The 25534-nt window shown below is 66.3% G+C and carries 32 protein-coding genes; 9 read left to right on the top strand and 23 right to left on the bottom strand.

Going from position 1 to position 25534, the window contains the following annotated elements; all coding sequences use genetic code 11:
- Window positions 1-3: 3 nt before the first annotated feature.
- From Rhe02_RS12085 to Rhe02_RS12075, 3 genes are read right to left on the bottom strand one after another with little or no spacing between them, the layout of a single operon-like run.
- A complete protein-coding gene (locus tag Rhe02_RS12085) occupies window positions 4-909 on the bottom strand; it encodes a hypothetical protein (protein WP_203908247.1) in 906 nt (301 codons plus the stop codon).
- A gap of 5 nt (window positions 910-914) precedes the next feature.
- Window positions 915-2654 (bottom strand): ABC transporter ATP-binding protein, encoded by a 1740-nt coding sequence (locus Rhe02_RS12080; RefSeq protein ID WP_203908246.1) that lies wholly within the window; start codon window positions 2652-2654, stop codon window positions 915-917.
- Window positions 2654-4354, bottom strand: coding sequence for an ABC transporter ATP-binding protein (locus Rhe02_RS12075; protein ID WP_203908245.1), 1701 nt, complete (start codon window positions 4352-4354; stop codon window positions 2654-2656). The genes Rhe02_RS12080 and Rhe02_RS12075 overlap by 1 nt, the downstream gene beginning before the upstream one ends.
- Window positions 4355-4422: 68 nt before the next feature.
- Between Rhe02_RS12075 and Rhe02_RS12070 the strand changes: the two genes are divergently transcribed.
- Window positions 4423-5082 (top strand): HAD family hydrolase, encoded by a 660-nt coding sequence (locus tag Rhe02_RS12070; RefSeq protein ID WP_203908244.1) that lies wholly within the window; start codon window positions 4423-4425, stop codon window positions 5080-5082.
- Here Rhe02_RS12070 and Rhe02_RS12065 read toward each other — a convergent pair.
- From Rhe02_RS12065 to tsaB, 4 genes are read right to left on the bottom strand one after another with little or no spacing between them, the layout of a single operon-like run.
- Window positions 5063-5314, bottom strand: coding sequence for a hypothetical protein (locus Rhe02_RS12065; RefSeq protein ID WP_203908243.1), 252 nt, complete (start codon window positions 5312-5314; stop codon window positions 5063-5065). The two genes, Rhe02_RS12070 and Rhe02_RS12065, sit on opposite strands and share 20 nt — an antisense overlap.
- Before the next feature lie 11 nt (window positions 5315-5325).
- On the bottom strand, window positions 5326-6369 hold the full coding sequence (gene tsaD / locus Rhe02_RS12060) for a tRNA (adenosine(37)-N6)-threonylcarbamoyltransferase complex transferase subunit TsaD (protein ID WP_203908242.1): 1044 nt from the start codon (window positions 6367-6369) through the stop codon (window positions 5326-5328).
- Window positions 6362-6808: a ribosomal protein S18-alanine N-acetyltransferase gene (gene rimI / locus Rhe02_RS12055; RefSeq protein ID WP_203908241.1), complete on the bottom strand. Its 447-nt coding sequence runs from the start codon at window positions 6806-6808 to the stop codon at window positions 6362-6364. Before rimI ends, tsaD begins: the two co-directional genes overlap by 8 nt.
- Window positions 6805-7482: a tRNA (adenosine(37)-N6)-threonylcarbamoyltransferase complex dimerization subunit type 1 TsaB gene (gene tsaB / locus Rhe02_RS12050; protein ID WP_203908240.1), complete on the bottom strand. Its 678-nt coding sequence runs from the start codon at window positions 7480-7482 to the stop codon at window positions 6805-6807. The genes rimI and tsaB overlap by 4 nt, the downstream gene beginning before the upstream one ends.
- A gap of 65 nt (window positions 7483-7547) precedes the next feature.
- On the opposite strand from tsaB, the gene alr reads away from it, so the two are divergent.
- The 3 genes from alr to tsaE are packed head-to-tail and all read left to right on the top strand — an operon-like array spanning window position 7548 to window position 10187.
- Window positions 7548-8654 carry an alanine racemase gene (gene alr, locus Rhe02_RS12045; RefSeq protein WP_203908239.1) on the top strand — a complete coding sequence of 369 codons (1107 nt, stop codon included), beginning with the start codon at window positions 7548-7550 and terminating at the stop codon, window positions 8652-8654.
- Window positions 8647-9741, top strand: coding sequence for an alpha/beta fold hydrolase (locus Rhe02_RS12040; RefSeq protein ID WP_203908238.1), 1095 nt, complete (start codon window positions 8647-8649; stop codon window positions 9739-9741). Before alr ends, Rhe02_RS12040 begins: the two co-directional genes overlap by 8 nt.
- Window positions 9690-10187 (top strand): tRNA (adenosine(37)-N6)-threonylcarbamoyltransferase complex ATPase subunit type 1 TsaE, encoded by a 498-nt coding sequence (gene tsaE, locus Rhe02_RS12035; RefSeq protein ID WP_203908237.1) that lies wholly within the window; start codon window positions 9690-9692, stop codon window positions 10185-10187. Before Rhe02_RS12040 ends, tsaE begins: the two co-directional genes overlap by 52 nt.
- Here tsaE and Rhe02_RS12030 read toward each other — a convergent pair.
- From Rhe02_RS12030 to Rhe02_RS12015, 4 genes are all read right to left on the bottom strand, one after another.
- Window positions 10173-10634 carry a GNAT family N-acetyltransferase gene (locus Rhe02_RS12030; protein ID WP_239123697.1) on the bottom strand — a complete coding sequence of 154 codons (462 nt, stop codon included), beginning with the start codon at window positions 10632-10634 and terminating at the stop codon, window positions 10173-10175. The genes tsaE and Rhe02_RS12030 overlap by 15 nt on opposite strands.
- Before the next feature lie 61 nt (window positions 10635-10695).
- A complete protein-coding gene (locus Rhe02_RS12025; protein ID WP_203908236.1) occupies window positions 10696-11226 on the bottom strand; it encodes an NUDIX domain-containing protein in 531 nt (176 codons plus the stop codon).
- Between the two features lie 69 nt (window positions 11227-11295).
- On the bottom strand, window positions 11296-12066 hold the full coding sequence (locus Rhe02_RS12020; RefSeq protein ID WP_203908235.1) for an NsdA family TPR-like regulatory protein: 771 nt from the start codon (window positions 12064-12066) through the stop codon (window positions 11296-11298).
- Window positions 11987-12409 carry a helix-turn-helix transcriptional regulator gene (locus Rhe02_RS12015; protein WP_203908234.1) on the bottom strand — a complete coding sequence of 141 codons (423 nt, stop codon included), beginning with the start codon at window positions 12407-12409 and terminating at the stop codon, window positions 11987-11989. The genes Rhe02_RS12020 and Rhe02_RS12015 overlap by 80 nt, the downstream gene beginning before the upstream one ends.
- Window positions 12410-12446: 37 nt before the next feature.
- Here Rhe02_RS12015 and Rhe02_RS12010 point away from each other — a divergent pair, with 37 nt between their 5' ends.
- Complete coding sequence (locus Rhe02_RS12010; protein ID WP_203908233.1) at window positions 12447-12989, top strand: Uma2 family endonuclease; 543 nt, start codon at window positions 12447-12449, stop codon at window positions 12987-12989.
- 15 nt (window positions 12990-13004) lie between these two features.
- Here the strand turns inward: Rhe02_RS12010 and Rhe02_RS12005 are convergent, their stop codons facing one another.
- The 7 genes from Rhe02_RS12005 to glmS all read right to left on the bottom strand — a co-directional run bounded on the left by Rhe02_RS12005 (window position 13005) and on the right by glmS (window position 19555).
- Window positions 13005-13649 (bottom strand): hypothetical protein, encoded by a 645-nt coding sequence (locus Rhe02_RS12005; RefSeq protein ID WP_203908232.1) that lies wholly within the window; start codon window positions 13647-13649, stop codon window positions 13005-13007.
- Window positions 13650-13713: 64 nt separating this feature from the next.
- On the bottom strand, window positions 13714-14955 hold the full coding sequence (locus tag Rhe02_RS12000; protein ID WP_373320626.1) for a DUF2786 domain-containing protein: 1242 nt from the start codon (window positions 14953-14955) through the stop codon (window positions 13714-13716).
- Between the two features lie 165 nt (window positions 14956-15120).
- Window positions 15121-16542: an NAD(P)H-hydrate dehydratase gene (locus tag Rhe02_RS11995; RefSeq protein ID WP_203908230.1), complete on the bottom strand. Its 1422-nt coding sequence runs from the start codon at window positions 16540-16542 to the stop codon at window positions 15121-15123.
- A 42-nt stretch (window positions 16543-16584) separates the two neighbouring features.
- Window positions 16585-16959 (bottom strand): holo-ACP synthase, encoded by a 375-nt coding sequence (locus Rhe02_RS11990; RefSeq protein ID WP_203908229.1) that lies wholly within the window; start codon window positions 16957-16959, stop codon window positions 16585-16587.
- A 113-nt stretch (window positions 16960-17072) separates the two neighbouring features.
- Window positions 17073-17378: a hypothetical protein gene (locus tag Rhe02_RS11985; RefSeq protein ID WP_203908228.1), complete on the bottom strand. Its 306-nt coding sequence runs from the start codon at window positions 17376-17378 to the stop codon at window positions 17073-17075.
- Window positions 17375-17602: a hypothetical protein gene (locus Rhe02_RS11980; RefSeq protein ID WP_203908227.1), complete on the bottom strand. Its 228-nt coding sequence runs from the start codon at window positions 17600-17602 to the stop codon at window positions 17375-17377. Before Rhe02_RS11980 ends, Rhe02_RS11985 begins: the two co-directional genes overlap by 4 nt.
- A 102-nt stretch (window positions 17603-17704) precedes the next feature.
- Window positions 17705-19555 (bottom strand): glutamine--fructose-6-phosphate transaminase (isomerizing), encoded by a 1851-nt coding sequence (gene glmS, locus Rhe02_RS11975; protein ID WP_203908226.1) that lies wholly within the window; start codon window positions 19553-19555, stop codon window positions 17705-17707.
- A 98-nt stretch (window positions 19556-19653) separates the two neighbouring features.
- Here glmS and Rhe02_RS11970 point away from each other — a divergent pair, with 98 nt between their 5' ends.
- Window positions 19654-19902, top strand: coding sequence for a hypothetical protein (locus Rhe02_RS11970; protein ID WP_203908225.1), 249 nt, complete (start codon window positions 19654-19656; stop codon window positions 19900-19902).
- A gap of 23 nt (window positions 19903-19925) precedes the next feature.
- Here Rhe02_RS11970 and glmM read toward each other — a convergent pair whose 3' ends face one another.
- From glmM to rplM, 3 genes are all read right to left on the bottom strand, one after another.
- On the bottom strand, window positions 19926-21266 hold the full coding sequence (gene glmM, locus Rhe02_RS11965; RefSeq protein ID WP_203908224.1) for a phosphoglucosamine mutase: 1341 nt from the start codon (window positions 21264-21266) through the stop codon (window positions 19926-19928).
- A gap of 90 nt (window positions 21267-21356) precedes the next feature.
- Window positions 21357-21839 (bottom strand): 30S ribosomal protein S9, encoded by a 483-nt coding sequence (rpsI, locus tag Rhe02_RS11960; RefSeq protein WP_203908223.1) that lies wholly within the window; start codon window positions 21837-21839, stop codon window positions 21357-21359.
- A gap of 20 nt (window positions 21840-21859) precedes the next feature.
- The gene (gene rplM / locus Rhe02_RS11955; protein ID WP_203908222.1) at window positions 21860-22303 is read right to left on the bottom strand and encodes a 50S ribosomal protein L13; all 444 of its coding nucleotides are present in this window, start codon (window positions 22301-22303) and stop codon (window positions 21860-21862) included.
- Between the two features lie 197 nt (window positions 22304-22500).
- Here rplM and Rhe02_RS11950 point away from each other — a divergent pair, with 197 nt between their 5' ends.
- From Rhe02_RS11950 to Rhe02_RS11940, 3 genes are all read left to right on the top strand, one after another.
- The gene (locus Rhe02_RS11950; RefSeq protein ID WP_203908221.1) at window positions 22501-23808 is read left to right on the top strand and encodes an MFS transporter; all 1308 of its coding nucleotides are present in this window, start codon (window positions 22501-22503) and stop codon (window positions 23806-23808) included.
- 77 nt (window positions 23809-23885) lie between these two features.
- A complete protein-coding gene (locus Rhe02_RS11945) occupies window positions 23886-24479 on the top strand; it encodes a malonic semialdehyde reductase (RefSeq protein WP_203908220.1) in 594 nt (197 codons plus the stop codon).
- A gap of 22 nt (window positions 24480-24501) precedes the next feature.
- On the top strand, window positions 24502-24996 hold the full coding sequence (locus tag Rhe02_RS11940; RefSeq protein ID WP_203908219.1) for a MarR family winged helix-turn-helix transcriptional regulator: 495 nt from the start codon (window positions 24502-24504) through the stop codon (window positions 24994-24996).
- On the opposite strand, the gene Rhe02_RS11935 is transcribed toward Rhe02_RS11940, so the two are convergent.
- Together Rhe02_RS11935 and Rhe02_RS11930 are read right to left on the bottom strand one after the other, a co-directional pair.
- Window positions 24980-25273 carry a type II toxin-antitoxin system PemK/MazF family toxin gene (locus Rhe02_RS11935; protein WP_203908218.1) on the bottom strand — a complete coding sequence of 98 codons (294 nt, stop codon included), beginning with the start codon at window positions 25271-25273 and terminating at the stop codon, window positions 24980-24982. The two genes, Rhe02_RS11940 and Rhe02_RS11935, sit on opposite strands and share 17 nt — an antisense overlap.
- The gene (locus tag Rhe02_RS11930) at window positions 25257-25517 is read right to left on the bottom strand and encodes a DUF6364 family protein (protein ID WP_203908217.1); all 261 of its coding nucleotides are present in this window, start codon (window positions 25515-25517) and stop codon (window positions 25257-25259) included. The genes Rhe02_RS11935 and Rhe02_RS11930 overlap by 17 nt, the downstream gene beginning before the upstream one ends.
- Between the last annotated feature and the right edge of the window lie 17 nt (window positions 25518-25534).

The following is a 25534-nucleotide window of genomic DNA, read 5'->3' as shown; positions in this document are numbered from 1 at the left end:
GGGCTAACCCCAATCGATGTCGATGCCACAGATACCGTGGGTCACATTGTTCGCCACCAGATGTACCGAGGCCGAAGCGCCCACGGTCAGCTCACGCCGATCGCGCTGCGGGGCGTCGTCGGCGTCGCGGGAGTAGCTGAAGCACCGGCTCGGCACCACCTGTGGGTCGAACGAGACCTGCAGGACGTAGTGGCCAACCGGGTGGCCGAAGCGGCGGTCGAAGTTGCGGGCGGGCGGCGCCTCGTCCTCGTAGACGGTGCTGAACTCGATGACGACTGTCTCGCCCGCGTTGAGCATGTGGTCGAACAGAAGCTCTGCCGCCAGGAAGCCGGACTCGCGGTCGCGCAGGACCCGGCCGAGGGTGCAGAAGCGGACGTCGCTGAGGGCCGGCACCGGCCCACCTTCGTCATCGGAGCGAAAGACGGTGACGAGGCGGTCTACACCATCGCTGAGAGCCCGGAACACGCTGCGGGTCCAGCCGGCGCGTTCGCGCATATCGGCATCGACCTGGTAGTGGTCGTGCACCGCCAGGCGTACCAGCTGATCCGCCCCGGAGGTGTCCATGCCCTCCAGCATCACCGCCAGACTGTCCACATTGGACCAAAGTTGCCTGTCGATGAAGTCGGTCTTCACCCACGGCCGCAACAGCCCGGTCAGCGAGTGCTCGGGCACGGAGAGCAGCTGTTCGAGCAGCTTCACCGCGGCCATGGACTCGTCGTGCTTCGGCACCGACTTGCCGCGCTGCCAATAGCTCAATGTGGTCGGGCTGACCTGGACGCCGTGGGCGGCCAGACGCCGGTGAATCCGGTCCAGCGATTGGCCGCGCGCGGCGATGGCGGCGCGCAGCGCACGCGAGAACGGCCCGTGCCGCAACGCACGCTCCAGCTCGGAACCAGGAGTGATCCCCACGATTCCTAAGCCTGCCACGAGCGCCAGAGTGCCGCGTATGACCCGTTCGCCGCAACAAGCTCGTCGTGTGAGCCCAACTCGGCGATTTTGCCCTCCTCGACCACGGCGACCCGGTCGGCGTCGTGTGCCGAGAAGAGCCGGTGGGCGATGGCCACCACCGTCCGGCCCTCCAAGACCGCGGCCAGCGATCTTTCGAGATGCCGGGCCGACCGGGGATCGATCAGTGAGGTCGCCTCATCGAGCACCAGCGTGTGCGGGTCGGCCAGCACCAGGCGGGCAAGGGCGAGCTGCTGGGCTTGGGCCGGCGAGACGTTGTGCTTGGCGCTGCCGAGCACGGTGTCCAAGCCTTCGGGCAGCTCCTCCACCCAGTCGAGGGCATCGACCGCCTGCAGCGCAGCCTTGATCTCCTCGTCGTCGGCGGTGGGTTTGGCCAGCGCCAGGTTCTCCCGCAGGGTACCCAGAAAAATATGGTGTTCCTGAGTGACCAGAGCGACGTGGCCGCGGAGCTCTTCCAGGGGCAGCTCAACCAGGGGCGCGCCACCGACGGTCACCGCTCCCGTGCGTGGGCCGTCGATGCCGGCCAGCAGGCGGCCCAGCGTCGACTTGCCCGCTCCCGAGGGGCCCACCATGGCCAGCCGCTCGCCGGGCGCGATGGACAGGTCGACCCCGTGCAGCACATCGCGATCGTCCACATAGGAGTATCGAACGCCCCGCGCGTCAAGCCGCTCGTCGGCCGCGGCCACCCCGGTGACCTTGCGATCGTCGCCAACCATCGACACACCCAGCAGCCGGGCCAGTGAAGCTCCGCCCACCTGCAGCTCGTCCATCCAGCTCAGCAGCCTGTCCACCGGATCGACGAGCTGCTGCACCAGCAGCACCGCGGAGACGACCGCGCCCGCCGTTGCCCAGCCTTGCATGAAGAACCAGCCGCCGAAGAACAGCGTCGAGGCGATCGGCAGCATGAAGCCCATGTCGGCGATCGGCCAGAAAACCGTTCGCAGACCTAGCGTTGCCCGCTCGGCGCGGTAGTTTTCGCGCAGGTCGTTGTCTGTGCGCACCTTGCGCCGTTTGTCAGCCCCGAACGCCTCGGTGGTACGGGCACCCTCGACCGCCTCGGTGAGCCCATCGAGAAGCTCGGAGTTGGACGCGTTCTCCCGCAGATAGGCCTTGACGGCTCGGCGCAGGTACCACCGCGTGCCGGCGACAAGGAACGGCACGCCGACCAAGCAGGGCAAGGCAAGCAGCGGGGAGAGCCACACCAGCGCGCCGCCGGTGACCAGGATGGAAACCATCGCGATGAGGGTCTCCGGCACGCCACGACGCACGGTGTGCGACAGCGCGGCTACGTCCCGGCTCGTCCGGGTGACCAGGTCGCCGGTGCCGGCCCGCTCGACCGTGGACAGCGGGATGGACAGCACCCGGTCGACGAAATCTTCCCGAAGCTCAGCCAGCACCAGCTCGCCCAGCTTCGTTGAAGCCAGTGCCGCGAAACGGGTGAGCACCGCCTGGGTGAGCGCGAAGGCCAGCAGCGCGAGAATGAGCTTGTCCACCGTCGCGAAGCTGGTCCCCGCGCGAAGCCGGTCGATCAGCTGGCCGAAGACGAGCGGGGCGCCGAGCCCGGCCAGCGCGGCGAGGCCGTGCAGGCCGACGACTTCGATCAGGCGTGCATAGTGTTTGCGCATAAGGAATTTGGCGTACCGCTTCACCTCGGCCGAATCGGCAACGGGCAGCGCGACCCTGGCCATCAGTCCTCCCCTCGCGTCACCACAGCGTGATATCTGGGCTCGTTGGCCATCAGCTCGCGGTGGGTGCCCTCGGCGATCACCTTGCCGTCTTCGACGAAGGCAACGCGTTCGGCGCGGTCGAGCACGAGCGGGCTGGTGCTGGTGATCAGCGTGGTGCGGCCCTGACGGTAAGCGCCCAGGCGCGCGGCGATGCGGGCTTCGGTGTGTGCGTCGACGGCGCTGGTCGGCTCGACCAGGATGAGGATCGGCACGTCGGTCATGAGCGCCCTCACCAGCCGCAACCTCTGCTGCTGCCCGCCGGAGAACTCCCTGCCGCGCTCGGCGACGAATGCGTCGAGCCCCTCTGGCAACGCCTCCACGATGTCTTCGGCGCTGGCAGCGGTGATCGCCCTGCGCAGCTCCTCATCGTCGCAGCGGCCGGTCGGGTCGAGCTCCTCCCGAAGCGCGCCGCTGAACAGCCGTGAGTTGTTGTCGGAAACCAGAATTCGCTGACGCACCTGCTCCCGTGTGGCGGAGCTGAGCGGGACACCGGCGAGGGTGACCTCGCCGTCGGTGTAGCGGCCGAGCCGGTCGGCGATGTCGATGGCGTCGTCGGGACGATCCGACACGAGTGCCATGAATATTCCGGGCTGCAGGGTCAGCCCGGATTTGACGTCGGCCAGCGGCCCGCTGACCGGCAGCTGGACAGGCGTGGCCGGGTCGGCGATTTCGGGCTGCAGCTGCAACAGTTTCAGCACCCGGGTGGCCGCGACGTGGCCGCGGATGAACTTGTCGAGCGCCTCGCCGAAGGTGCGCAGCGGCACCACCATGAAGGTGGCGTAGCCGTAGAAGGAGACCAGCTGCCCGACCGAGATCTCCCCGGCGATCACCTGACGGGCGCCCAGCCAGGTCACCAGGATCATCAGCAGCGCCGGCACGGTGATCTTCGAGGCCTCCAGCAGCGAGTCGACCCGGCCCACGCTGACCCCGGTGTCGCGCAGTTTCTGTGACTCGGTGCGAAAACGGGAGGAGAAGACCGACTCCCCACCTATGCCGCGAAGCACCCGCAGACCGGAGACGATGTCGACGGCCCGCCCGGTGAGCGCGCCCTGCTGGTGCCGATAGGCGACCTGGCGGTGATGCAAGGGTTTCACCAGCAGGCTCGTGATGGCGATAGCCACCGGGACGCCGAGCACGACCACCAGACCGAGGGTGACCGAGGCGTTGAGGAGGATCACCGAAACCACGATGACGGTGACGATCGCGCCGGCGAAGCGGGCCGTGATGTCCAGGGCGTTGCCGATGTGGTTGGTGTCGGAGGCGCCGATCGCCACCACCTCGCCGGTCGCGAGCCGCTTGGGCAGGGTCGCGCCGAGCTTGCCGGCGTGGGCGATGGCCGATTGGACGGTGCGGAACGACGCGGAGAGGAAGTTGAAGACCGCGTTGCGGTGCCGCAGCAGACCGCAGGTGGTCTGGGTGGCCGCGAGCAAAATAAAAACCCCGGCCCACTGGGCCAGGGAGGTCAGATCACGGTGGACTACGCCCGCGTCAACGCCGCGGCCGAGAACGTAGGGCATCAACGCGCCCGAGAGCATCCAGGCGATCCCGAAGAACATGCCGTAGGCGAGGTTTCCCAGCTGGTGACCAGCCAGCCACCAGAGATAGCGAGTGGCAGACCTGACTTCGGGGGTGCCCGGATCGGCAACTGGTAAGGGTCGCATAGCGGGAGCGACCTTACTCTACGGGTTGCGGGTGACGCCACCGATTTTCCACACGCTAACCTGCGAACATGATTCGCGCGGTGGTGTTGGACCTCTACGGAACCCTGGTACGTGGCGGCGGTCCGCGACGTGAGGTGGCGCTGAACGAGATGGCCCGATCCCTGGGCCTCGACGGCCCCGCGTTTGTGGAGCTGTTCAACGCCAGCGCCAACGAACGCATGCGCGGCACCCTGGGCACCATCGAGGAGACCCTCGACGCCCTGGCCCAGCAGCTCGGCGCCGACCCGTCCGAGAGCGAGGTGAGGCTGGCAACCCTTACCTGGCAACGGCTTCACCACTCCATCCTGTGGCCGGCCGAGACCATCCTGGCCACCCTCGACGTGCTGCGCAGCCGGGGTTTCAAGCTGGCCGTGGTCACCAACTGCAGCCAGGAAACCGAGATCCAATGGCCCAAGCAGCCGCTCGCGGCCCGGATGGACGCGGTCATCTTCTCGTGTAAGGAACACCTGCTCAAGCCGGAACCCGCCATCTACCTCAAGGCGTGCGAGGCGCTCGAAGTCACGCCCGCGGAATGCCTTTACGTCGGCGACGGCTCCGACGGCGAGCTGCGCGGGGCCAGCGCGATCGGCATGCGCACCGTGCGAACGCTGGAGTACGCCTACTCCGATCCCACCTGGACAGGCGAAACCATCGGCAAACTGCGCGAGATCATCGATCTACTGGGGTGAAGTCCCACGACTGCGCCGACCGAGCCAGGCCGGCCGGAACCACGGGCGCCTCGGTCGGATCGCGGTGCCAGCGGGAGATCACCACCACGCGCAGATCGGTGGAGGAGAACACCTCGCTGCTCACATGGTTGAGGCGCTCCTCCAACTCGGGGACAGCGACCTCGCAAACCCATTGCAGCAACTGATCGAACGTGCGGGGATAGGCCCGCACCTCCCACATCCGCACGATCACGTCTGGCAAAGCTACACGCCGATCAGGCTCAGCGACATGGCGGAGTCCGCTGGGAAGTCCAGCTTGGACGGTCGCCGGCCGGCCGCGACCAGGTGGGAGCCGAGGGCGGCCACCATCGCGCCATTGTCTGTGCAGAGCTTCGGCCTTGGTACCCGGACGGTGATGCCATGTTTGGCCGCCCGCTCCTGCGCCATGGCGCGCAGCCGCGAGTTGGCCGCGACCCCGCCACCGATCACGAGCGTCTGCACCCCAGCATGCCGACAGGCATCGATCGCTTTCATAGTCAGCACATCGCAGACCGCCTCCTGGAACGAGGCCGCCACATCGTTGACCGGCACCGGCGAGCCGTCCCGCTCGCGGGCCTCCACCCACCGCGCGACCGCCGTCTTCAGGCCCGAGAACGAAAAGTCGAACCGATGCGACTGCAGGTCGCGCGCTGTGGTCAGGCCACGCGGAAAGCTGACGGTGGCCTCGCCTTCGCGCGCGGCGCGATCGATCGGCGGCCCGCCCGGGAAGGGCATGCCCAGCAACCGGGCCACCTTGTCGAAGGCCTCCCCCGCGGCGTCGTCAATGGTGGCGCCCATCGGGGTGACCCCGGCGCTGAGATCGTCGACCCGCAACAGCGACGAATGCCCGCCGGAGACCAGCAGCGCGATGGCGGGCCCGGTAAATGGGCCGTGCTCCAGCGTGTCCACCGCCACATGCGCGGCCAGATGGTTGACGCCGAAGATCGGCTTCTCCGTCGCGAGCGCCAACCCCTTGGCCCCGGCCACCCCGACCAGCAAGGCGCCCGCCAGACCCGGACCGGCGGTGACCGCGATCGCATCGAGGTCGGCCAGCTTGACGCCCGCATCGTCGAGTGCCCGGTTGATGGTCGGCACCAGAGCCTCGAGGTGGGCACGGCTGGCCACCTCGGGCACCACGCCGCCGAAGCGGGCATGCTCGTCGACGCTGGAGGCCAGCGCATCGGCCAGCAGGGTGTGCCCGCGTACGATGCCGACCCCAGTCTCGTCGCAGCTTGTCTCTATGCCGAGAACGAGCGGCTCGTCACGCATCCCTTAGCTCCAACTGCATCACGAGGGCGTCGGTGTTGCTCGGCTGGTAGTAGCCGCGGCGCAGCCCGATGGTCTCGAAGCCGTAGCTTCCGTACAGATGTTGTGCGGCCACGTTTTCCGAGGCCACCTCCAGCAGCACCTGGCTCGCGTGATGCCGCCTCGCCTCATCGAGCAGCGCATTGAGCAGGGCTCGGCCTATTCCGCGCCGCTGGGCGTCCCGGCGCACCGCGATGTTGTTGATCCAGGCCTCGTCCTTGCCGACGGCCAGCCCGGCGTAGCCGAGCACCGAGCCATCGTCTTCGGTGGCCACCAGATAGTGATGCCCGTTGGCCAGCTCGTTCCAGAACATCGCCGCTGTCCACGCCTCTTTGCCGAAGAGGTCGTTCTCGATGGGCAGCAGATCCTCGATCTGCCACCAGCGGAGGCGCTCGATGTTCATCGCTCACCCGCGGCGAGGGCCGGTTTGCGGGTGGCCGGCTCGACCGCATCGGGCCGGCGCAGGTAAAGCGGCGTGAGCGGCTCGCTCGGCGCCTTGGCCCGCACCCGGTCGGCGGCCAGCCGGGCGAACTCGATCGGCGGCGGAAAGCTCGGCGCTTCCGCGCTCACCCCGAGCAGCTCGGCGTATTTCTCAGCGCCCTCACCCACAGCGCGCAGCACGCCTTCGCTCGCAATGGCGATCGCCACCTCCGCTGGTTTCGCCACTTTTGGTGGGGTACCAGGCAAGCCATCCCGATAAACGGCCCAGTAGATCTCACGTCGCCGAGCGTCGGTGGCCACCAGGACGGTGCCGACCGTCGCCGCTCCGAGAGCATCCAGCGTGCACACACCGTAGGCCGGGATGCCCAGCGCCGAACTCATCGTGGCGGCGGTCACCAGCCCGGCGCGCAGACCGGTGAACGGGCCCGGCCCGACGCCCACCACGATGGCGGAAAGGTCGAAGGGTTTCACCCCAGCCTCCGTCAGCACGGCATCGATCGACGGCGCGAGCAGCTCGCCGTGGGCGCGTCCGTCGACCGTCACGCGCTGCGCGCGCAGCTCGATCCCCCCGTCGCCGAGGTCGGCTACGGCAGCTGTGATCGCGGGCGTCGCAGTGTCCAGGACCAGCACAAGCACGTAGTTCAGCCTAAACCACCTACACCTTCAGCGGCTGTCTGCCTACTTATAGGTAGTCTTGGCGCATGTGGCAGGCCGAGGTACAGATCGACCTGGGAGCGATCACCAGCAACATCGCGCTGTTGGCGAGTGGCACCAGCGCGCAGGTGATGGCGGTGGTCAAAGGCGACGGTTATGGGCACGGCGCCGTGCCGTCGGCGCGGGCCGCGCTGGCCGGAGGCGCAACGTGGCTCGGGGTCTGCACGCTGGGTGAGGCTTTCGAGCTGCGCGAGGCGGGGCTCACCACGCCGACCATGGCCTGGCTGTGGATGCCGGGCCAGCCGGTGGCCAGCGCGATAAAGCAGGACATCGATCTGGGCGTGTCGAGTATCGGACATCTGAAGGCCGTGATCGACGCCGCTCGTGAGACTGGTCAACCGGCCCGGATCCACCTCAAGATTGATACCGGCCTGAGCCGCAGTGGCGCCACTCCCGCCGACTGGCCCACGCTTGTCGAGGCCGCCGCGAGAGCCCAGAAGGAAGGTCTCGTCAAGGCGATAGGGGTGTGGAGTCACTTCGTCTACGCCGACGAGCCGGGGCACGAGACCATCGATCGCCAGCTCGACGTCTTCCATGACGGCCTCGAAATCGCCAAGCGGCACGGCCTCGACCCGCAGCTGCGCCACATCGCCAACTCCGCCGCCACGCTGACCCGGCCCGACACCCACTTCGATCTGGTGAGGCCGGGCGTGGCCAGCTACGGGCTGTCGCCGGTGGAGGGCCAGAGCTTCGGGCTGCGCCCCGCCATGACCGCCCGGGCGCAGGCCATGCTGGTCAAGCGGATCCCGCAGGGGCAGGGCATCTCCTACGGGCACACCTACTTCACCGCCGCGCAGGCCAACGTGGTCCTGGTGCCGTTGGGTTATGCCGATGGGGTTCCCCGGCACGCGTCCTCGTCCGGGCCGGTTCAGATCAATGGCAAGCGGTACAAGGTTTCCGGTCGGGTCTGCATGGACCAGTTCGTGGTCGACGTCGGCGACGCGCAGGTGACCGAGGGCGACGAGGTGATCCTGTTCGGCACCGGCGAGCACGGCGAGCCGACCGCCGACGATTGGGCCCGCGCCTGCGGCACCATCAACTACGAGATAGTCACCCGCTTCGGCAGCGCGCGTGTCCCGAGAACCTATGTCTGAGGCGGACGAGCAGACGGGCGCCAAGGCACCGCAGGCTTCACGGCGCAAGCGAGCGTCACTGATCGGAGCCGTGGTCGGTGTCGCCGCCGCGGGCATCGCCGCCGGGGTCGCCGTCGAACGCACCCTGGTGCGCCGCAACCGGCGCGACGACGCGTTCGCCGAGGAACCCTTCGGCATGCTCCCCTACGACGAGACGCTCACGGTCACCACCGACGACGGCATCGAGCTGCACGTCGAGATCGTGGAGCCGATGCACACCTCGGCCAAGCCGACGCTCGTCTTCGTCCATGGGTTCTGTCTCGATCAGGGCACCTTTCACTTCCAGCGCAAGGCATTGGACGAGGCGGGCAAGCATCGGATGGTCTTCTACGACCAGCCCGGCCATGGCCTGTCCAGCAGCCTGACCGAGGGCGAGTACGAGCTGCCCGCGCTCGGGGACGCGTTGCACGACGTCATCAAGGCCACCGTCCCCGAAGGTCAGATCGTCCTGATCGGACACTCGATGGGCGGCATGACCATCATGGCGTGCGCGGAACAGGCACCGGAGCTGTTCTCCAGCCGGGTCTGTGGCGTGGTGCTCATCGCCACCTCCGGCGGGCAGATCAACGGCTCGCGCCTGTTCGGGCTGCCCGATCTGATCACCCGCGCCGCCCCGGGCGTGATGAACATCGTCAACGGGGCTTCCCGGCTCACCGGCGGCGGCATCGACAAGCTGCGCAAAGCCAGCACCGACTTGGCTTTCGTGCTCACCCGGCGCTACGGGTTCGGCAGTGAGAAGCCGAGCCCGGCCTTGGTGTCCTATGTGGAGCGAATGAACTCGCGCACCAGCACCGACACCGTGGCGCGTTACCTGCGCACGCTTTACAGCCACGCCCGGTACCCAGCGCTGAGAACCCTCGAAGACGCCGCGCTGCTGCTGATTGCGGGCGAGAAGGACATGGTCACGCCAGTCACCCATTCCGAAGAGATAGCTCGGCTGCTGCCCCGGGCCACCTATGTCAAACTGCCCAACAGTGGACACGTGGTGATGCTCGAATGCGCAGACGAGGTCAACGCGGCGATCACCGATTTTCTGGAGCAGTTTTGATCCTGCTGACGACTCCCGATGACACCCGTGCTTTCGGTGCGCGCCTGGCGAAGCTGCTTCGCCCAGGCGACCTCATCATCCTCAACGGCCCGCTCGGCGCCGGGAAAACCGCGCTGACCCAAGGCATCGGCGTGGGCCTGGGCGTGACCGGCGACGTCACCTCGCCCACCTTCGTCATCTCCCGCGTCCATCGTGGCCCGGTGCCGCTGGTGCACGTGGATGCCTACCGCCTCAAGGACTTCGAAGTCGACGACCTCGACCTGGACGCCTCCGTCGACGAGTCGGTAACCGTCGTCGAATGGGGACACGGCATGGCCGAACGCCTCGCCGACTCCTATCTGGAGGTCCTCATCTCCCGCCGCGACGACGACACCCGCGAGATCGAGCTGGTGGCCCACCGCGGCGACTGGGCCGATCGCCTCGCCCCGCTGCTACCTCAGACGTAAGTCGATGTCGTAGAACGGATACTCCTTCAAATCCGACTCGTAGTCAGGCTCCAGCCCCAGACTGCGATAAAACTCGATCGCGGCCGGACTCGCCTGCCACTCAAGATGTCCCGGATGCGGCCTCCCCGCGGCCCACGCCACCACCGCGTCAAACAGCTTGCGCCCTATACCTTGCCTGCGACAAGCCGCATCAACCTGAATGTTGTGCAGCCGCGCGACGCTGAAACCCCGCCACACCGACTGGCCATAATCCTGAACCTCGGCCATTCCCACCGGCTTGCCTTCCACGTAAGCGATCAGGATCACCCGGTCTTCAGCGCTGCAAAGCTCTTTGGCGCGCGCCATCGAGCCCTCCGGATCCTGCGCCCACACCCGCTTGTGCGCCACCGCCGCCATCAGCTCAGGCGTCACCTCCGCCGGCCCCAACCGCCGTATCTCCACAACCACGAAACGCGAGCCTAGACGAGAGCAACACCGATAGCACGCTCTTATCCCTGGCGGCCACAGGTCAGACTCCGTGCTCCCTAGCGGCCATGAGCAGAGCCGCGATAGTGGTACCGCCGACAATCTGCCGATCACGAATCAGATCTGGAAGCTTGGCGAGAGGCACCCAAGCAACATGATCCGATTCGAAGCCTTCGCTCGGCGAGCCGATATGATCTGCTGTCTCGGCCAGATAGATGTGGTTGCAGGTATTGAGAAGTCCGTTCATCGGCTCGTCGTACATCAGGAATCTGAGCGGCCCTGGCCGCCAGCCGGTCTCCTCCTCTGTTTCACGAGCGGCAGCGGCTATGGGGGCTTCGGCCGGTTCTATTGCGCCCATAGGGATCTCGTAGTTCCAGGCGTTGGTAATGAATCTATGCCGCCAAATCAGGAGTACTTCATCGTGGTCGTTGAGGACGACCGCCCCCGCGCCAGCTTGCACGTTGATGAACCGGTGGTCGAGGCGGCGCCCATCGTCAAGTTCTACGTCGGCGCATCGAAGATCGACCCAACGGTCACGGTACAGCTCACGCTCCGAGTGAACATGCCACTTCACAGCGCCGAGTATGCCAGCTAGGAGGCCACAGCCAGGAAGTGTCTGACGTTGGCTAGGAAGTCTTGAACTTCAGAATTGTCGCCAGAGGGAAGGAAAGTCCTGATCAAACGGCCGAGCTGGTCCCGTACACGATGAGAGTCCATGCCTTGCGAAATTGTCAGGGCACCCCTCCTCGACCTTCCGTTGCTCGCCGAGGACTATCGCCAGTATGGCGTGGCTGTAGAACCGACCCCGCGGATCATCTGCAGGACCCAGACGAATCGAGGCCTCGGCGAAGGCGTGGGCCGCATCGAGCTCCCCGATCTTCAGCAGGGACTCGGCGCTCTTGAGTTCCATAAGCCCAGGGTGCACGTAGCTCGTCTCACTGGGCTCATCTGCCGGATTGATCAACTCAACACAACGCTCGGCGATGCGCATCTGCTGGCGACAATCCGCATACGCGCCCAGTTGGGCATGTGCTTTTGCCTGCATCGAGTAAAGATCTGCTTGCAAAGCTGCTGATAGGAACCGTTCTCCGCAACGCAATGCGCTTTCCACCAGGAGAATCGTGGTCTCATTCTTGCCGAGGCAAAGCGCCTGGTTGGCCATCAACGCAGTCACGTACCCGGATAGCGGTACGTCGCCCGAGGTTTTGGCGAGATGAAGCGCCTTGCTGAAATGCCCATCAGCTACTTGGTGCTGCTCGGCGTCGTAGGCGCATATCCCGGCGATGGCGATCAGGCTGGCTGCCGCTCGCCGCAGATTTCGTCCTGATTGGTTGTCACGACTGGAACGCAGAGCCGGACTGACACGGCGGCCGAGAAAGGACTCGATGTGCGGCTTTACCGGAACACCGCGCATTTCGATACATCTTCTCGTAGTGAACGCGAGCACTCATGACGACGTCAAAGCCCAGCTCGCAACTCTCGTTGGCTGCCAAGACAGCCGGTGCCTGCGGAACCACAAGATCCCATGAATCAAGCAAAACAGCCAGCTCCTCAACAGACACCTTGAGTGCCATGGCCAGATTCGGCCGCTGCCATGGCTGCGGCTCGGACTGCCCCCGTTCCCAGCGGATCACAGTGGTTCGGTCCACACCGAGTTGTTCAGCGAGCGCTTCTTGGCTCAGGCCCACGGTTCTGCGCCGCCGCGCCAAGCGAATTCGTTTCACGATCACCTCTCGCGCCGACGTCGTTGTGCGCATTCTCCGACATTGACGCAAATCAGGGGCAGATCTGGCAATGGCCGTGCGACGTATGTGCGACCTTGTCGTGCTGCCTAAGGGCGACGCCCCTATGGCTCGCGTTCGAGATATCGTGGACGCGATGACGGCCCTAAGTCACGGCGCCCCCCAGCGACACCGGCGAATAGCACGATTGCTCGCGAACGCGCTGGAGGCGGCAGCCGGGAACCAGTGGTACGCCGCTATCGGGTGCGTCCTAAGGCTCCAGGATGACCCATTGTGTGACCGGCGACCAGATGTCTTCATCTACCGAGCAGAGACGATCGACATTTCACCGACACGCCCAGAGCACGTACTTATGGTCATCGAAGTCATCTCGCCCGGCTCGGAGACCACTGACCGCGAGATTAAGTTGGATCAGTACGCCCAGGCAGGGATTCAATTCTATTGGAGAGTCGAGCAGGCGATGACCGACGTGCCGATCATCTATACCTACTCTCTCGATATGGCCAGCGACGCCTACCGAGACACCGAGATCTTCAGCGGAGTGGTCAATATGACTGTGCCGTTCCCGGCAACGATCGACCTCGCCACGATCTGAGGCGCGACAGCACTGTCACTTCCCCGGCGGAGAGGTCCGCTCCGCGTCAATGACGGGCTCGAAGAGTATGTTGGCGCCCACATAACGATCGTGCGTATTGGACAGATCGATGTTCCGCGCGAACGCGGCGATCAACGCGTTATAGCGGGCGAGGGTCTTTTCCAGTTCCCCCTTGGGGATCGTTTGGTCGGCTTGGTAGGCAAATAGCCCTTCCCATGCCGGATTCCATTGACTGGCCACCGATCTTCTGCCGCGGTAGCTCGTCCTTAGCTGGGCATCCGTACCCCAACCGCCGTGCGTGACAAAGCATTGGCTCATGAACTGGTTGTAAGCCTCATAAACATCATCATCGAAAAGCGGTGCGGCACAGAAGAATTCTCGGTCAAGCTCCCGCTTCGAACCAACCATTGCCGGCGGGGTGAATTCCTTCCAGCTGCCGATGAAGGTCAAGTAGCACATCAGATCGTTGAGTTTGGGTACCAATTGCCGGTAGTACTCAAGTCTGGCCTTGATTAGTTCCTGATTTCGCCACTGGCTCGCTTCCCATGCTTTAAGGCGATTGCTGAAGCGATGAGCCATGATCGCCACGATGATGGGCACCGCCAAAGTGGCGATCGCAGTGGTTGCTTCAAACAACAGCGAGTAGTCGAGTCCCGGCATACAGCACATACAAGCCGAAGCGAAGCCGGACGGATAGCCCCCGCTTATCCATTTCCATGTCCTATCAGCGGGCGACCGCTTGCTTGCCTTGCAGGGTGGCGCGGTCGGCGGCGGCGCGGCCGGATGCCCAGCCCTCGCGGTTGCTGATCGGCGTCTCGAAGCTGGTCAGCTCGGGGAACTGGGCGGCGAAGACATTTTCTACCGCTTCGCTTCGGGCCGCCAGCACGGGTAGCAGGTTGGCGCCGCCGGCGGAAGCCGCCATCTCGCGGTCTACCTCTTCGGTGGTGCTGTTGAGCCTTTCCCCGATCCGCGAGGCGTAGGCGGTGAGGAACGACTGGCGGAATGAGCGGGTGTTGTTGCGCCCATATCGGTCGGGCCTGGGATTGAGGGCGGTCATCGCCCTGGTGGCCTGGACAAGCAGGGACGTGAACAGCAGCTCCGTCGAGTCGAGGTCGGCCGGGAAACCGACGACGGTCGTCAGGCCGAATCGCTTCATCCACACGGCGCGGCACCTGTTCGCCTCGGCGACCACCTGCAGCAGCAACGTTTTTGGTGCCTCGTAAGGATTGTCGATGCCGATGCGCCGAGTGATCGGCTTGTCCTTTCCGCCCGACCCGGCGGCAAGCAGAGCATGGTCGATGCTGTAGCGCGCCATCAGTTGTTGCGCCTTGGCCGTGTACGTCTCCGCCTCCTCCGGGAAGTCCGTGGACTCGGCCTTGGCAAGCAACGCGCGCACCCGGTCGAGCATCCGCTGATCGACATCGGTGTCTCGGCTCGGGCTCGCCTGCCAGATCTGCTGTGCGCCTCCAGGCATAGGCCCCGTTGGCTCGATCGGCGGCAGGCTCTTCAGCAGGTGCATCAGGTCGAGCAGATGGTCGATGGCCGCGGCACGGTCGAGCTTCTCCTGCTCACCCCAGACGTCTACGTAGTGGTCGTCGTGGTCCCACCAGACCTGGGCGTCAAGGGCTGCCAGCTGCGCCTGCCAGCGCGGCTCCACGGTGGCCTTGGCATAGACGCGCATCTGGGCCGCGATGGCATCGACCATCTGCCTGGCATGGCGGGCGGTGTGCTCGCGGCGGGCCATCCGCACCAGCTCGGCCGGCTGCCAGCCACGCTCCCAAGCCTGGCGCACCTCTCGCAGCAGCGCCGTGAACAGGGTGCGGTTCACGGTCTGGACGCCGACCGCGCCGCCCGGACCGTCGGTCAGCAAAGTGCGGCAACGCTTCAGATCGGCGGCATGCCGCCGCTGCCGGGCGCGGAGAGCATCGGAAATGATCTCCGCTAGGGGCTGGTGCTGAGCCGGGATATCGGCTGGGCCGACGATGGGGGCACCCGCCGAGTGGGAGCGACGTTTGGCGTGGGCGGCAGCTTTCTGCTTGGCCCTATGGCGTTCCCGGCTGTTCTTCCCCATTGAGCGCTCCATCCCCCAGCGACGCCCAACTGTAGCGGCGGCCTACGACAGCGGCCGGGCTCAAGCGTGCTGTATGTCCGCGATCACGGGGCGCAGGGCGGCGGCCACCTCGACAGCGGTGACCGGGCCTTGCCGGGCCGCCTCGCGTCCGGCTTGACCGTGCACGTAGGTGGCCATGACCGCAGCCCGCACCGGAGGGACGCCAGCGGCCAGCAGCGAACCCATAAGCCCCGCAAGCACATCGCCTGTGCCGCCGGTGGCCAGCGCCGGTGATCCGGTCGGGTTCACCCAGGCTTCGCCGTTGGGTGCGGCGACAACCGTGCGGTGTCCTTTGAGGACTACCACCGATTTGGTCCAGGCGGCCAGTTTCAGGGCGGCTGCGACCCTGTCCGGGCCGGGGGTCTCGCCCGCCAGCCTGGTGTATTCGCGGTCGTGCGGGGTGAGAATCGTGGGGGCGTCCCGACCGCGCAGCGCGTGCGACATCGTTCCGTCGACAAGCATCGTTATCGCATCGGCATCGATTATGACTGGTACCGGAGAAGCCAGCACGGAACGCAATTCGGCCTGTGCTTCCATGCCGGTGCCCAGCCCGCATCCGCAAACCCAAGCCTGCACGCGCAAGGCGTCGGCCACCCGCAACGTCACTACCGAGCTCGGAAACCTCTCGGCCACAAGCGGATACGCGCTTCCCGCGTAGCGGATCAGCCCGGCCGGCCCGGCCACCGCACCCGACACGGACAGCAGAGCCGCCCCCGGGTAGGCGTCGGAACCGGTGGCCAGCCCGACCACCCCGCGCGAGTATTTGTCCGACTCCGGGCCGGGTTTGGGCCACCACCCCGCGATGTCGGGCGCGTCGGCCACCATCAGCGCGGGACCGCCGGCGAGGTAGGGCTCGAGCCCGATGTCGACCAGCTCCACCTGCCCGGCGTAGGGCACGGCCGCCCCGATCACGTGCGCGGGCTTCAGACAGCCGAAGGCGACAGTCACGTCCGCGCGCAGTGCGGCGCCCGGCACATCGCCGGTGTCGACCTCCACGCCGGATGGCACATCGACCGCGATCACCGGCGCCTCGGGCAGCTGCTGGATCAGTGAGGCCGCCGCGGCGCCGAGTGGCCCGCTGGCGCCTATCCCCACGAGCCCGTCGACCACCAGGTCGGCCTGCTCGGGCACCTCTTGCACGACGAGCCCTCCGGCCGAGCGGAAGGCGGTCAGCCCTTCCAGGTGCACCTTGCTTCCCACCAGCACGGCATTGACGACCGCGCCCCGGCGAGCCAGCAACGCCCCGGCATACAGCGTGTCACCGCCGTTGTTGCCCGAGCCCACAAGCAGCAGAACGCGCGACCCGTAGACGGGCGAAAGCGTCAGCGCACAACGACGGGCCAGCCCGAACGCGGCCCGCTGCATGAGCGTGCCCGGCGGCAGCTCGCGCATCAGCCTCTCCTCGGCGCTTCGCACCTCGGCGACTCGATAAACAGCCCTCATGCCATGCCCTCCCCGCGCCCGCTCACGCTAGCCAGGCCCCGATCACAGACCAGCCTCCGCGATGACCACGGCAGAGGCTATCCCGCCGTCGTGGGAAAGCGACAGATGCCATCGTTCGATGCCGCGCTCGGCGGCGGCCGCGGCGACGGTGCCGGTGATGGTCAGCCATGGCCTGCCATCGGGATCGACCACGATTTCGCAATCGTGCCATTGCAGGCCGGGTGGTGCCCCAAGCGCCTTGGCGACCGCCTCCTTCGCCGCGAAGCGAGCCGCCAGCGAGTCGGCCGCACGCGGATGCCCCGACGCGGTACGCCGCTCGGCGTCCGTGAACAGCCGCTCCGCCAGCAACGGGGTCCGCTTGAGCGCCGCATCAAAGCGTTCCACCAGGACGACATCGTTGCCCACCGACACAATCACGCCGCTGACGATAACCCCTGCGCCCACCGCCGGTGGTCGACACTCGCACGCCCGCAGCACCGCGCCGGCTCTCGAGCGGCGCTGCCGCGCGTTGCTTCGCACGCGCCAATGTTTCAGTCCAGATCCAGAAAATCTTTGAGGGCAGCCGAAATCCGGCCCATGGTGACCGCGGACATGGTGCCTACCCGGGCTCTGATCAGCTCGGGGTCGGCCGGGCGAATCCGGCCGACATCCACGCTGCCGAGCAGCGGATCGGCGGCGCCGGTCGGCACGGCCAGCCCGAACGCTTTGCCTTTGGGGTCGACCTCGGCGACGGGCGCCATGGCTATGCGGCCGGGAGCATATTGACCGGCCGAGACGATGACCGCGCGAACGACTCTTGAGCCGATCGCATATTCGTGGACGTCGCCGCGCCTCAAGCCTCCCACCCCGGCATCGGGGCGGCATCCCATGCGTCGAGGTCTGCCTTGACCTCCTCGGGCAACGCCTCATTCCACGCCGAATAGGCTGCAGCGCTGCGGGCTCGCAGCTCCCTGCGCAAGGCCTGCGCAGTCATGGCGGCGAGGGACTCCGAGCCGGCTGCCTCCCGAATGCTGTCAATCTCGTGTTGCGGCAACGACAGCGTGATATTCAGCGTTGGCATGTGCGTCATCCTATGCGTCGAGATCCGACGTGACCCAGCACGACACACGGAGCCGTTCCCGACACGCCGCAGCTTGCTTTAGCAGGAGCCAGAATTACCGGCCTACTCGACCGTGACCGACTTGGCGAGGTTGCGGGGCTGGTCGACGTCGTGGCCGCGGGCGTCCGCAATGGACGCCGCCAGCACCTGCAGCGGCACCGTGGTGACCAGCGGCGCGAGCAGCGTCGGTGTGCGCGGCACCCGGATGAGGTGATCGGCGTAGGGCACGACCGCCTCGTCTCCCTCCTCCGCGATCACGATGGTCATCGCGCCGCGCGCCCGCACCTCCTGGATGTTGCTGACTACCTTGTCGTGCAGGAAGCCGCGCCCGGCCGGAGACGGAACCACCGCCACCACCGGCGTGCCCTCGCTGATGAGCGCGATCGGGCCGTGTTTCAGCTCGCCGGCCGCGAAGCCTTCGGCGTGCACGTAGGCCAGCTCCTTGAGCTTGAGCGCGCCTTCCAGGGCTATCGGGTACCCCACGTGCCGCCCCAAAAAGATGAAAGTGCTTTGCGACGCAAGGGAACGCCCCAGCTCGCGCACTCCGTCCATGGTGGACAAAACCCGCTTGATCAGCCCGGGCATGGCCTGCAGCTGGTCGACGATGGCGCCCACCTCGTCGGCGAACTTCACCCCACGCACCTGCGCCAGATGCAGCCCGACCAGGAAGCACGCCGCCACCTGGGTGAGAAACGCCTTGGTCGACGCGACCGCGATTTCCGGACCGCCGTGCGTATAGAGCACCGCGTCGGACTCGCGCGGGATGGTGGAGCCGTTGGTATTGCAGATCGCCAGCACCCGCGCCTTCTGGTCCTTGGCATGCCGCAGCGCCATCAGCGTGTCCATGGTCTCGCCCGATTGGGAGATCGCCACCACCAGCGTGGAGCGGTCGAGAACCGGGTCGCGGTAACGGAACTCGCTCGCCAGCTCGACCTCACACGGGATCCGGGTCCAGTGCTCGATGGCGTACTTGGCCACCAGCCCCGCGTGATAGGCAGTGCCACACGCCACGATGAAGATCTTGTCGACGTCGCGCAGGTCCTGGTCGGTCAGGCGCACCTCGTCGAGCAGGATCTCGCCCTGGTCGCCCAGGCGTCCGCGCAACGTGTCGGCGACCGCCTGCGGCTGCTCCTCGATCTCCTTGAGCATGAACCACGGGTAGCCGCCCTTTTCGGCGGCAGCCAGATCCCAGTCGACGTGGAAGTCGCGGCCTGTTACCGGTACCCCGGAAAAGTCTGTTATTTCAATGGCATCGGCCGTTATCGTGACCACCTGATCCTGGCCCAGCTCGATGGCGTCGCGGGTGTGGGCGATGAAGGCGCTCACGTCGCTGGCGAGGAAGTTCTCGCCCTTCCCACGGCCGACGACCAGCGGCGAGTTGCGGCGGGCGCCGACCACCCGGCCGGGCTGCCCGGCCTCGACGGCCAGCAGGGTGAAGGCCCCTTCGAGCTGAATGCAGGTGCGGCGCATGGCCTCGGCCAGGTCGCCGACGACGGCGAATTCGAAAGCCAGCAGGTGTGCCACACATTCGGTGTCGGTGTCGCTGGCGAACTCGATGCCGGAGGCCTCGAGCGTGGCGCGCAGCCTGGCGAAGTTCTCGATGATGCCGTTGTGGATCACGGCGATGCGCCCGTCGCTGGACACATGGGGGTGGGCGTTGCGGTCGGTGGGCCCACCGTGCGTGGCCCAGCGCGTGTGCCCGATGCCGGTGCCACCGTCGAAACGGCCCGGCTCGTCCTGCAGCGCCTTCTCCAGGTTGGTCAGCTTGCCTGCCTTCTTGGCCAGGCGCAGCTCACCTTCGGTCAGGATGGCGACACCGGCGGAGTCATATCCGCGATATTCGAGCCGCCGCAGCCCATCGAGCACTACCTGGAGCGCGGGCTGATCTCCCACGTAGCCAACGATTCCACACATGCAGGCACCATATCGCGCAAGAGGCGTGCGCGAAAGCCAAACTTTTACGCAGAGATTTTGCGCACTTGGGGGTTGCACTCGCCCATAGGATGCGCGACATGAGTTACCCCCCTCCTCCCAGCCCGCAATACGGCGGGCCGGTTCCGCCGCCCCAGCAGCCTGTCGTCAAGAGCAAGGCAGGCCCGATCATCGGCATCATCCTGGGCGTGCTGCTGCTCGGCTGCGTCGTCTGTGGCGGTGCCTTCGCCTATTTCACCTGGTGGGCCAATGACAAGGTGAACGAAATCGTGGACAACCTCCCCACAGACTTTCCCACCGACTTCCCCACCGCAGCGCCCAAAAACTAGAACGCACCCATAGTGAGTGACCGTTAGGCGACGGGGCTGGCTGAGCGCACCTCGGCGGCCAGCCCTTCAGCGATCTTCTGGGCGATGTCGGCGGAGGAGGCCTCGACCATCACCCGAACGAGTTGCTCGGTCCCGGAGGGGCGCAGCAACACCCGTCCGGTAGCGCCCAATTGCGCCTCGGCGGCGGCCACCGCGTCGGCGACCGCGGACGCCCGGGTCACGGTCTTGTCGCCCACCCGGACGTTGATGAGCACCTGCGGCAACCTCTTCACCACGCTCGCCAGATCGGCGAGGCTCTGCCCGGTCTGCGCCATCCTGGCCACCACGGCAAGCCCGGCAAGCAATCCGTCACCGGTGGTGGCGTAGGACGGCATGATGACGTGGCCGCTCTGCTCACCGCCCAGCGCGAGCTGGCGGGCGCGCAGCTCTTCCAGCACGTAGCGGTCACCGACCGCGGCTTCCACCAGGTTGATGCCGGCTTCCCGCATGGCGATCTTCAGCCCGAGGTTGCTCATCACGGTGGCGACGAGCGTGTTGTCGGTCAGCGTTCCCGCTTCGCGCATGGCCAGCGCCAGGATCGCCATCAGCTGATCGCCGTCGACCTCGACCCCGAGCGCGTCGACGGCCAGACAGCGGTCTGCGTCGCCGTCCACGGCCACGCCGAGATCGGCGCCGTGCTCAAGGACGGCAGCCTTCACCGACTCCAGGTGGGTCGCCCCACAGTTGTCGTTGATGTTCAGCCCGTCGGGCTCGGCGTGGATGGCGATGACCTCCGCGCCGGCCTCCCGGAAGACCTCGGGGCCGATCTCGCTGGCCGCCCCGTTGGCGCAGTCGAGAACCACCTTCAGGCCGTCCAGGCGCTGCGGGAAGGCCGCGGACAGGTGCTTCTGGTAGTGCTCGGCACCATCGAGCAGATCGTGGATGCGGCCGATCTTCGAACCGGTCGGCCTGGTCCAGGTCTCGTGTAGACGCTTCTCGATGGCGTCCTCGATGTCGTCGGGCAGCTTGTGCCCGCCCGCCGCGAAGAGCTTGACCCCGTTGTCGGGCATGGGGTTGTGGCTCGCCGAAACCATCACGCCCAGGTCGGCGCGCACCTCGGCGGTCAGGAACGCGACGCCGGGCGTGGGCAACACGCCCACCCTCACCACGTTGGCCCCCGCGCTGGACAGCCCGGCCGCTACCGCGGCCTCCAGCATCTCCCCGCTCGCCCGCGGGTCCCGGCCCACCAGGGCCAGCGGCTGATGGCTGCTGTCGGCGTCGACCAGGGTGCGCACTGCGGCCACCGCGATGGCCATCGCCAGCTCGGGGCTCAGGTCGGCGTTGGCCAGGCCGCGCACCCCATCGGTGCCGAACAGACGCCCCATCGCGGAAGCCTTTCCATTGAGTGCAAAAAATGCACCGGGCCGCTTCCGGCGAGGAACGTGGAAGCAGACCCGGCGCTTAGTTCGTATAGATCAACGCTTGGAGTACTGAGGAGCCTTACGGGCCTTCTTGAGACCGTACTTCTTGCTCTCCTTGACCCGGGAGTCACGGGTGAGGAAGCCGGCCTTCTTCAGCGCCGGGCGGTCGTCGATCTCGAGCTCGATGAGCGCGCGGGCGATGGCCAGACGCAGCCCACCGGCCTGACCGGTGATGCCGCCACCACGCAGGTTGGCGATGACGTCGACCTGCTCGGCCTTGTCGGCGATGACGAGCGGCTCGCGCACGGCCTGCTGCGCGACCTTGCTCGGGAAGTACGCGGCCAGCTCCCGGCCGTTACACGTGATCTTGCCGGTGCCAGGCACCAGGCGAACCCGGACGATGGCCTGCTTGCGGCGGCCCACGGTCTGGATCGGACGCTCGCCGCGGAACTTCGGCGGAGCCTTCGTCACGACTGGCGCAGCTGCGGGCTCGGCGGCCTCGGCAACAGCGGCGGGAGTCGGCACGGTGTCGGTCATGGTGTTTCCTTCGCCCGCGCTCACTGCGCGATCTGCTTGATCTCGAACGGCTTCGGCTGCTGCGCCGCATGCGGGTGCTCCGGGCCGGCGTAGACCTTCAGTTTGGTCATGACCTGACGGCCGAGCTTGTTGTGAGGGATCATGCCCTTGACGGCGAGCTCGATGGCGCGCTCAGGGTTCTTGGTGAGCAGTTCCTCGTAGGAAGTCGCCCGCAGACCACCCGGGTAACCGGAGTGGCGGTAGGCGAACTTGGTCGCGCGCTTGTTGCCGGTAAGGGCAACCTTGGCAGCGTTCACGACGATCACAAAGTCACCAGTGTCGACGTGAGGCGCGAACATGGGCTTGTGCTTGCCGCGCAGAAGCGTCGCGGCGTGGGAGGCGAGCCGGCCCAGCACGACGTCAGAAGCGTCGATGACGTGCCACTGACGCTCGATATCACCCGGCTTCGGGCTGAACGTACGCACAGGTTTACCTTGTCTGTCGTCGGATGAGTGGGTTGCTCGCGCACTGTTAAGCAGTCGCTCGCGCAACAGCGGTTAACGATACCCGTGCCCCCGGCACAGGGCAAAACCGGGGCGGAATGGCCCGCCTCACAGGCTACCCGAGCCGACGGTGCGGCTCAATTCATGTCACAGCAATTAACGCTTTGTACCGTCCGGACATGACTTTGTCTGCATGGGATCCCGAGGATCGCGAGTTCTGGGCCTCGACCGGCCGCCGCATCGCCCGGCGGAACCTCATCTTTTCGATCTTCGCTGAGCATCTGGGCTTCTCCGTGTGGACGCTGTGGAGCGTGGTGGTGGTCGCTCTCCCGCCCGCGCTGTTCCCCTACTCGGTGGATCAGAAGTTCTGGCTGGTGGCGCTCCCCAACCTGATCGGCGCACTGATGCGCCTGCCCTACACGTTCGCGGTGACCCGTTTCGGGGGACGCGTCTGGACCACGATGAGTGCTTTGCTCCTGTTGATCCCGGTAAGCGGTTTGATCTTCGCGGTCACCACGCAGCCCCCTTACTGGGTGGTGCTGCTGTGCGCCGCCACCGCGGGATTCGGCGGCGGAAACTTCGCCTCCTCGATGACCAACATCTCGTTCTTCTACCCCGAGCGGGAGAAGGGCACGGCATTGGGCCTCAACGCCGCGGGCGGCAACATCGGCATCTCGACGATGCAGTTCTTCGTCCCGCTGGTGCTCGCGGCCGGGCTGGTCTACGGGGGCCTGATGTGGCTGCCGCTGATCCTGGCCGCCGCCACCTGCGCCTACCTGTTCATGAACAACCTCGCGGTGGCCAAGGCCCCGTTCAAGGCTCAGTTCGCGACCGTGAAGCGGGCCCATACGTGGATCATGTCGTTCCTGTACATCGGCACCTTCGGCTCGTTCCTGGGCTACTCCGCCGCTTTCCCGCTGGTGCTCAAGCTCCAGTTCCCCCAAGCGCCGGTGTGGAAGGTGGGTGCCACCGCGATGATCACGCTGGCCTTCACCGGCCCGCTGATCGGCTCGCTGATCCGGCCCGTTGGCGGTTGGCTGTCTGACAAATTCGGTGGGGCCCGGGTCACCGCCGTGTGCTTCGTGCTCATGGGGCTCGGTTCCTATGGCGTGGTGACCGCTGTCGGCGCGAAGAGCTTGCCGCTTTTCCTGATTTCTTTCTGGGTACTGTTCACCGCCGCCGGAGCCGGAAACGGCTCGACCTATCGGATGATCCCGGCGATCTTCGCCGCCAAATCGGCCGACCTGGTCACGGCCAAGCGCGAGTCCGCCGCGACCCTGGGCATAGCCGGCGCGATCGGCGCCCTGGGCGGCTTCTACCTGCCCCGGGCGATCAGCGACTCGATCAAGGCCACGGGTGGGATCAGCACCGCCTTCACCTGGTTCGCCGTCATGTACGGCACCTGCCTCGCCGTAACCTGGTGGTGCTACCTGCGCCGCCGTGTGCTGGTGGAGCGCCTGCCCAGCCTCGCCCACGCCACCGTCTAGCGCGTTGAAGCTTCAACAACGGTTGAGCAGGTCACATACCATTGTTGAAGCTTCAACTTTCTCGTAATCTAGCTGGTATGAGCCTTTTGCTAGACGAGTCGGCCCAGGACCTTCTGTTCCGTCAGGCCCGGACCGCGAACACCTTCACCGACGAGCCCGTCTCGGATGATCAGATCCAGGCGATCTACGACCTGGTGAAGTTCGCGCCCACTTCGCTGAACATGCAGCCGCTGCGTATCGTTCTGGTGCGCTCGCCGCAGGCGCGCGAGAGGCTCGTCTCGCACATGGGCGAGGGCAACAAGCCCAAGACCGCGTCGGCGCCGCTTACCGCCATCCTCGCCGCGGACACCCACTTCCACGATGAGTTCCACCGCACCTTCCCGCACGTGCCCGGGGTGCGCGACTGGTTCACCGGCGACGACCACGCCCGCGCCGAGACGGCGAAATTCAATGGCGCGCTTCAGGTCGGCTACTTCATCCTGGGCGTGCGCGCGGCTGGCCTCTACGCCGGCCCGATGACCGGTTACGACAAGGCCGGCATCAACAAGGAATTCTTCCCCGACGGCGAGCACGAGGTGCTGGCGGTCGTGAACATCGGCAAGCCCGGCGAGAATGCCTGGTTCGCCCGCAGCCCGCGTCTGGAGTACGACGACGTCGTCAGCACAATCTGAGACGCTCATTAGAGTGGGAGCCATGACAGCCCCAGCACCGCGATGGCTAAGCGAGGCGGAACAGCGCGCCTGGCGCAGCTATCTTGCCGCCAACCGCCTGCTCGCGGTCGAGCTGGAGCGTGGCCATCAGCAGCACGGGCTGTCCGGTTCGGACTACGAGGTGCTGGTGCGGCTCTCCGAGTCGCCTGAGCGCCGGCTTCGCATGTGGGAGCTGGCCAAGGGAACGCTGCTGGAGAAGAGCCGGCTATCCCATCAGATCACCCGCATGGAGCGGGCCGGCCTGGTGCGGCGGGAGAGCTGCGAGGGCGATCGGCGTGGCCAGTTCGCGGTGCTCACCGAGCACGGCTGGGACACCATCGAGAAGGTGGCGCCGTTTCACGTCGAGCAGGTGCGCGCCTTTTTCATCGATCGGCTCACGCCGGAGCAGGTACAAACACTTACGGAGATCTTCGCTCCAATGGCGGAAGATCTCCGTAAGCAATGCCCGAAAGATGACGACGCTATAGGTCCTGAATAATCCTCAGGGCCCGTCCGACCCGGTTCATGGTGTCGGTGTCCGCGACGTCGACCATATCGGTGAACCAGCGTTTCATAGGGGAAGAGACCCGGTCCGGCATAATGACGAACTCGCCCATCGGAACAGCTAAGGGCGAATCTCTGAGCTCCTCTTCCTCGACGACTTCAGCGACGAGAACAATCGGCACGTCCGTGCCGTTGTAAACGTCAGAGCTGATCACGAGGCCGAGCCGCTCTCGGGCTCCCTCTATGCGCCAGATCTCACCTCTGTGCAGCACGCCGCCCCCGGATCTCGTTGCGCACCATCTCTACTTCACGCTCATCATCCAGAGCGTGCTTTTCCAGCCGGTCATAGCCGGCGCGCCGCACCACAGCGGCGTGTGCAGTGAAGAGCTCTCGCTGCGCTTTCTCCCGAGCTGCCTGGTCCATCCAGGCCGATAGCGATAAGCCATCGCGCTCGGCATAGCGCCTCGCGTCTTCGATCGTCTCGTCCGTAAACGAGAGGGTCACCTTGGCAGTCATGCCATGAACACTACGCT

The organism is Rhizocola hellebori, from assembly GCF_016862955.1.
In the GTDB taxonomy this organism is placed as follows: Bacteria; Actinomycetota; Actinomycetes; order Mycobacteriales; family Micromonosporaceae; genus Rhizocola; species Rhizocola hellebori.
This window is presented reverse-complemented; position numbering and strand designations above follow the sequence as displayed.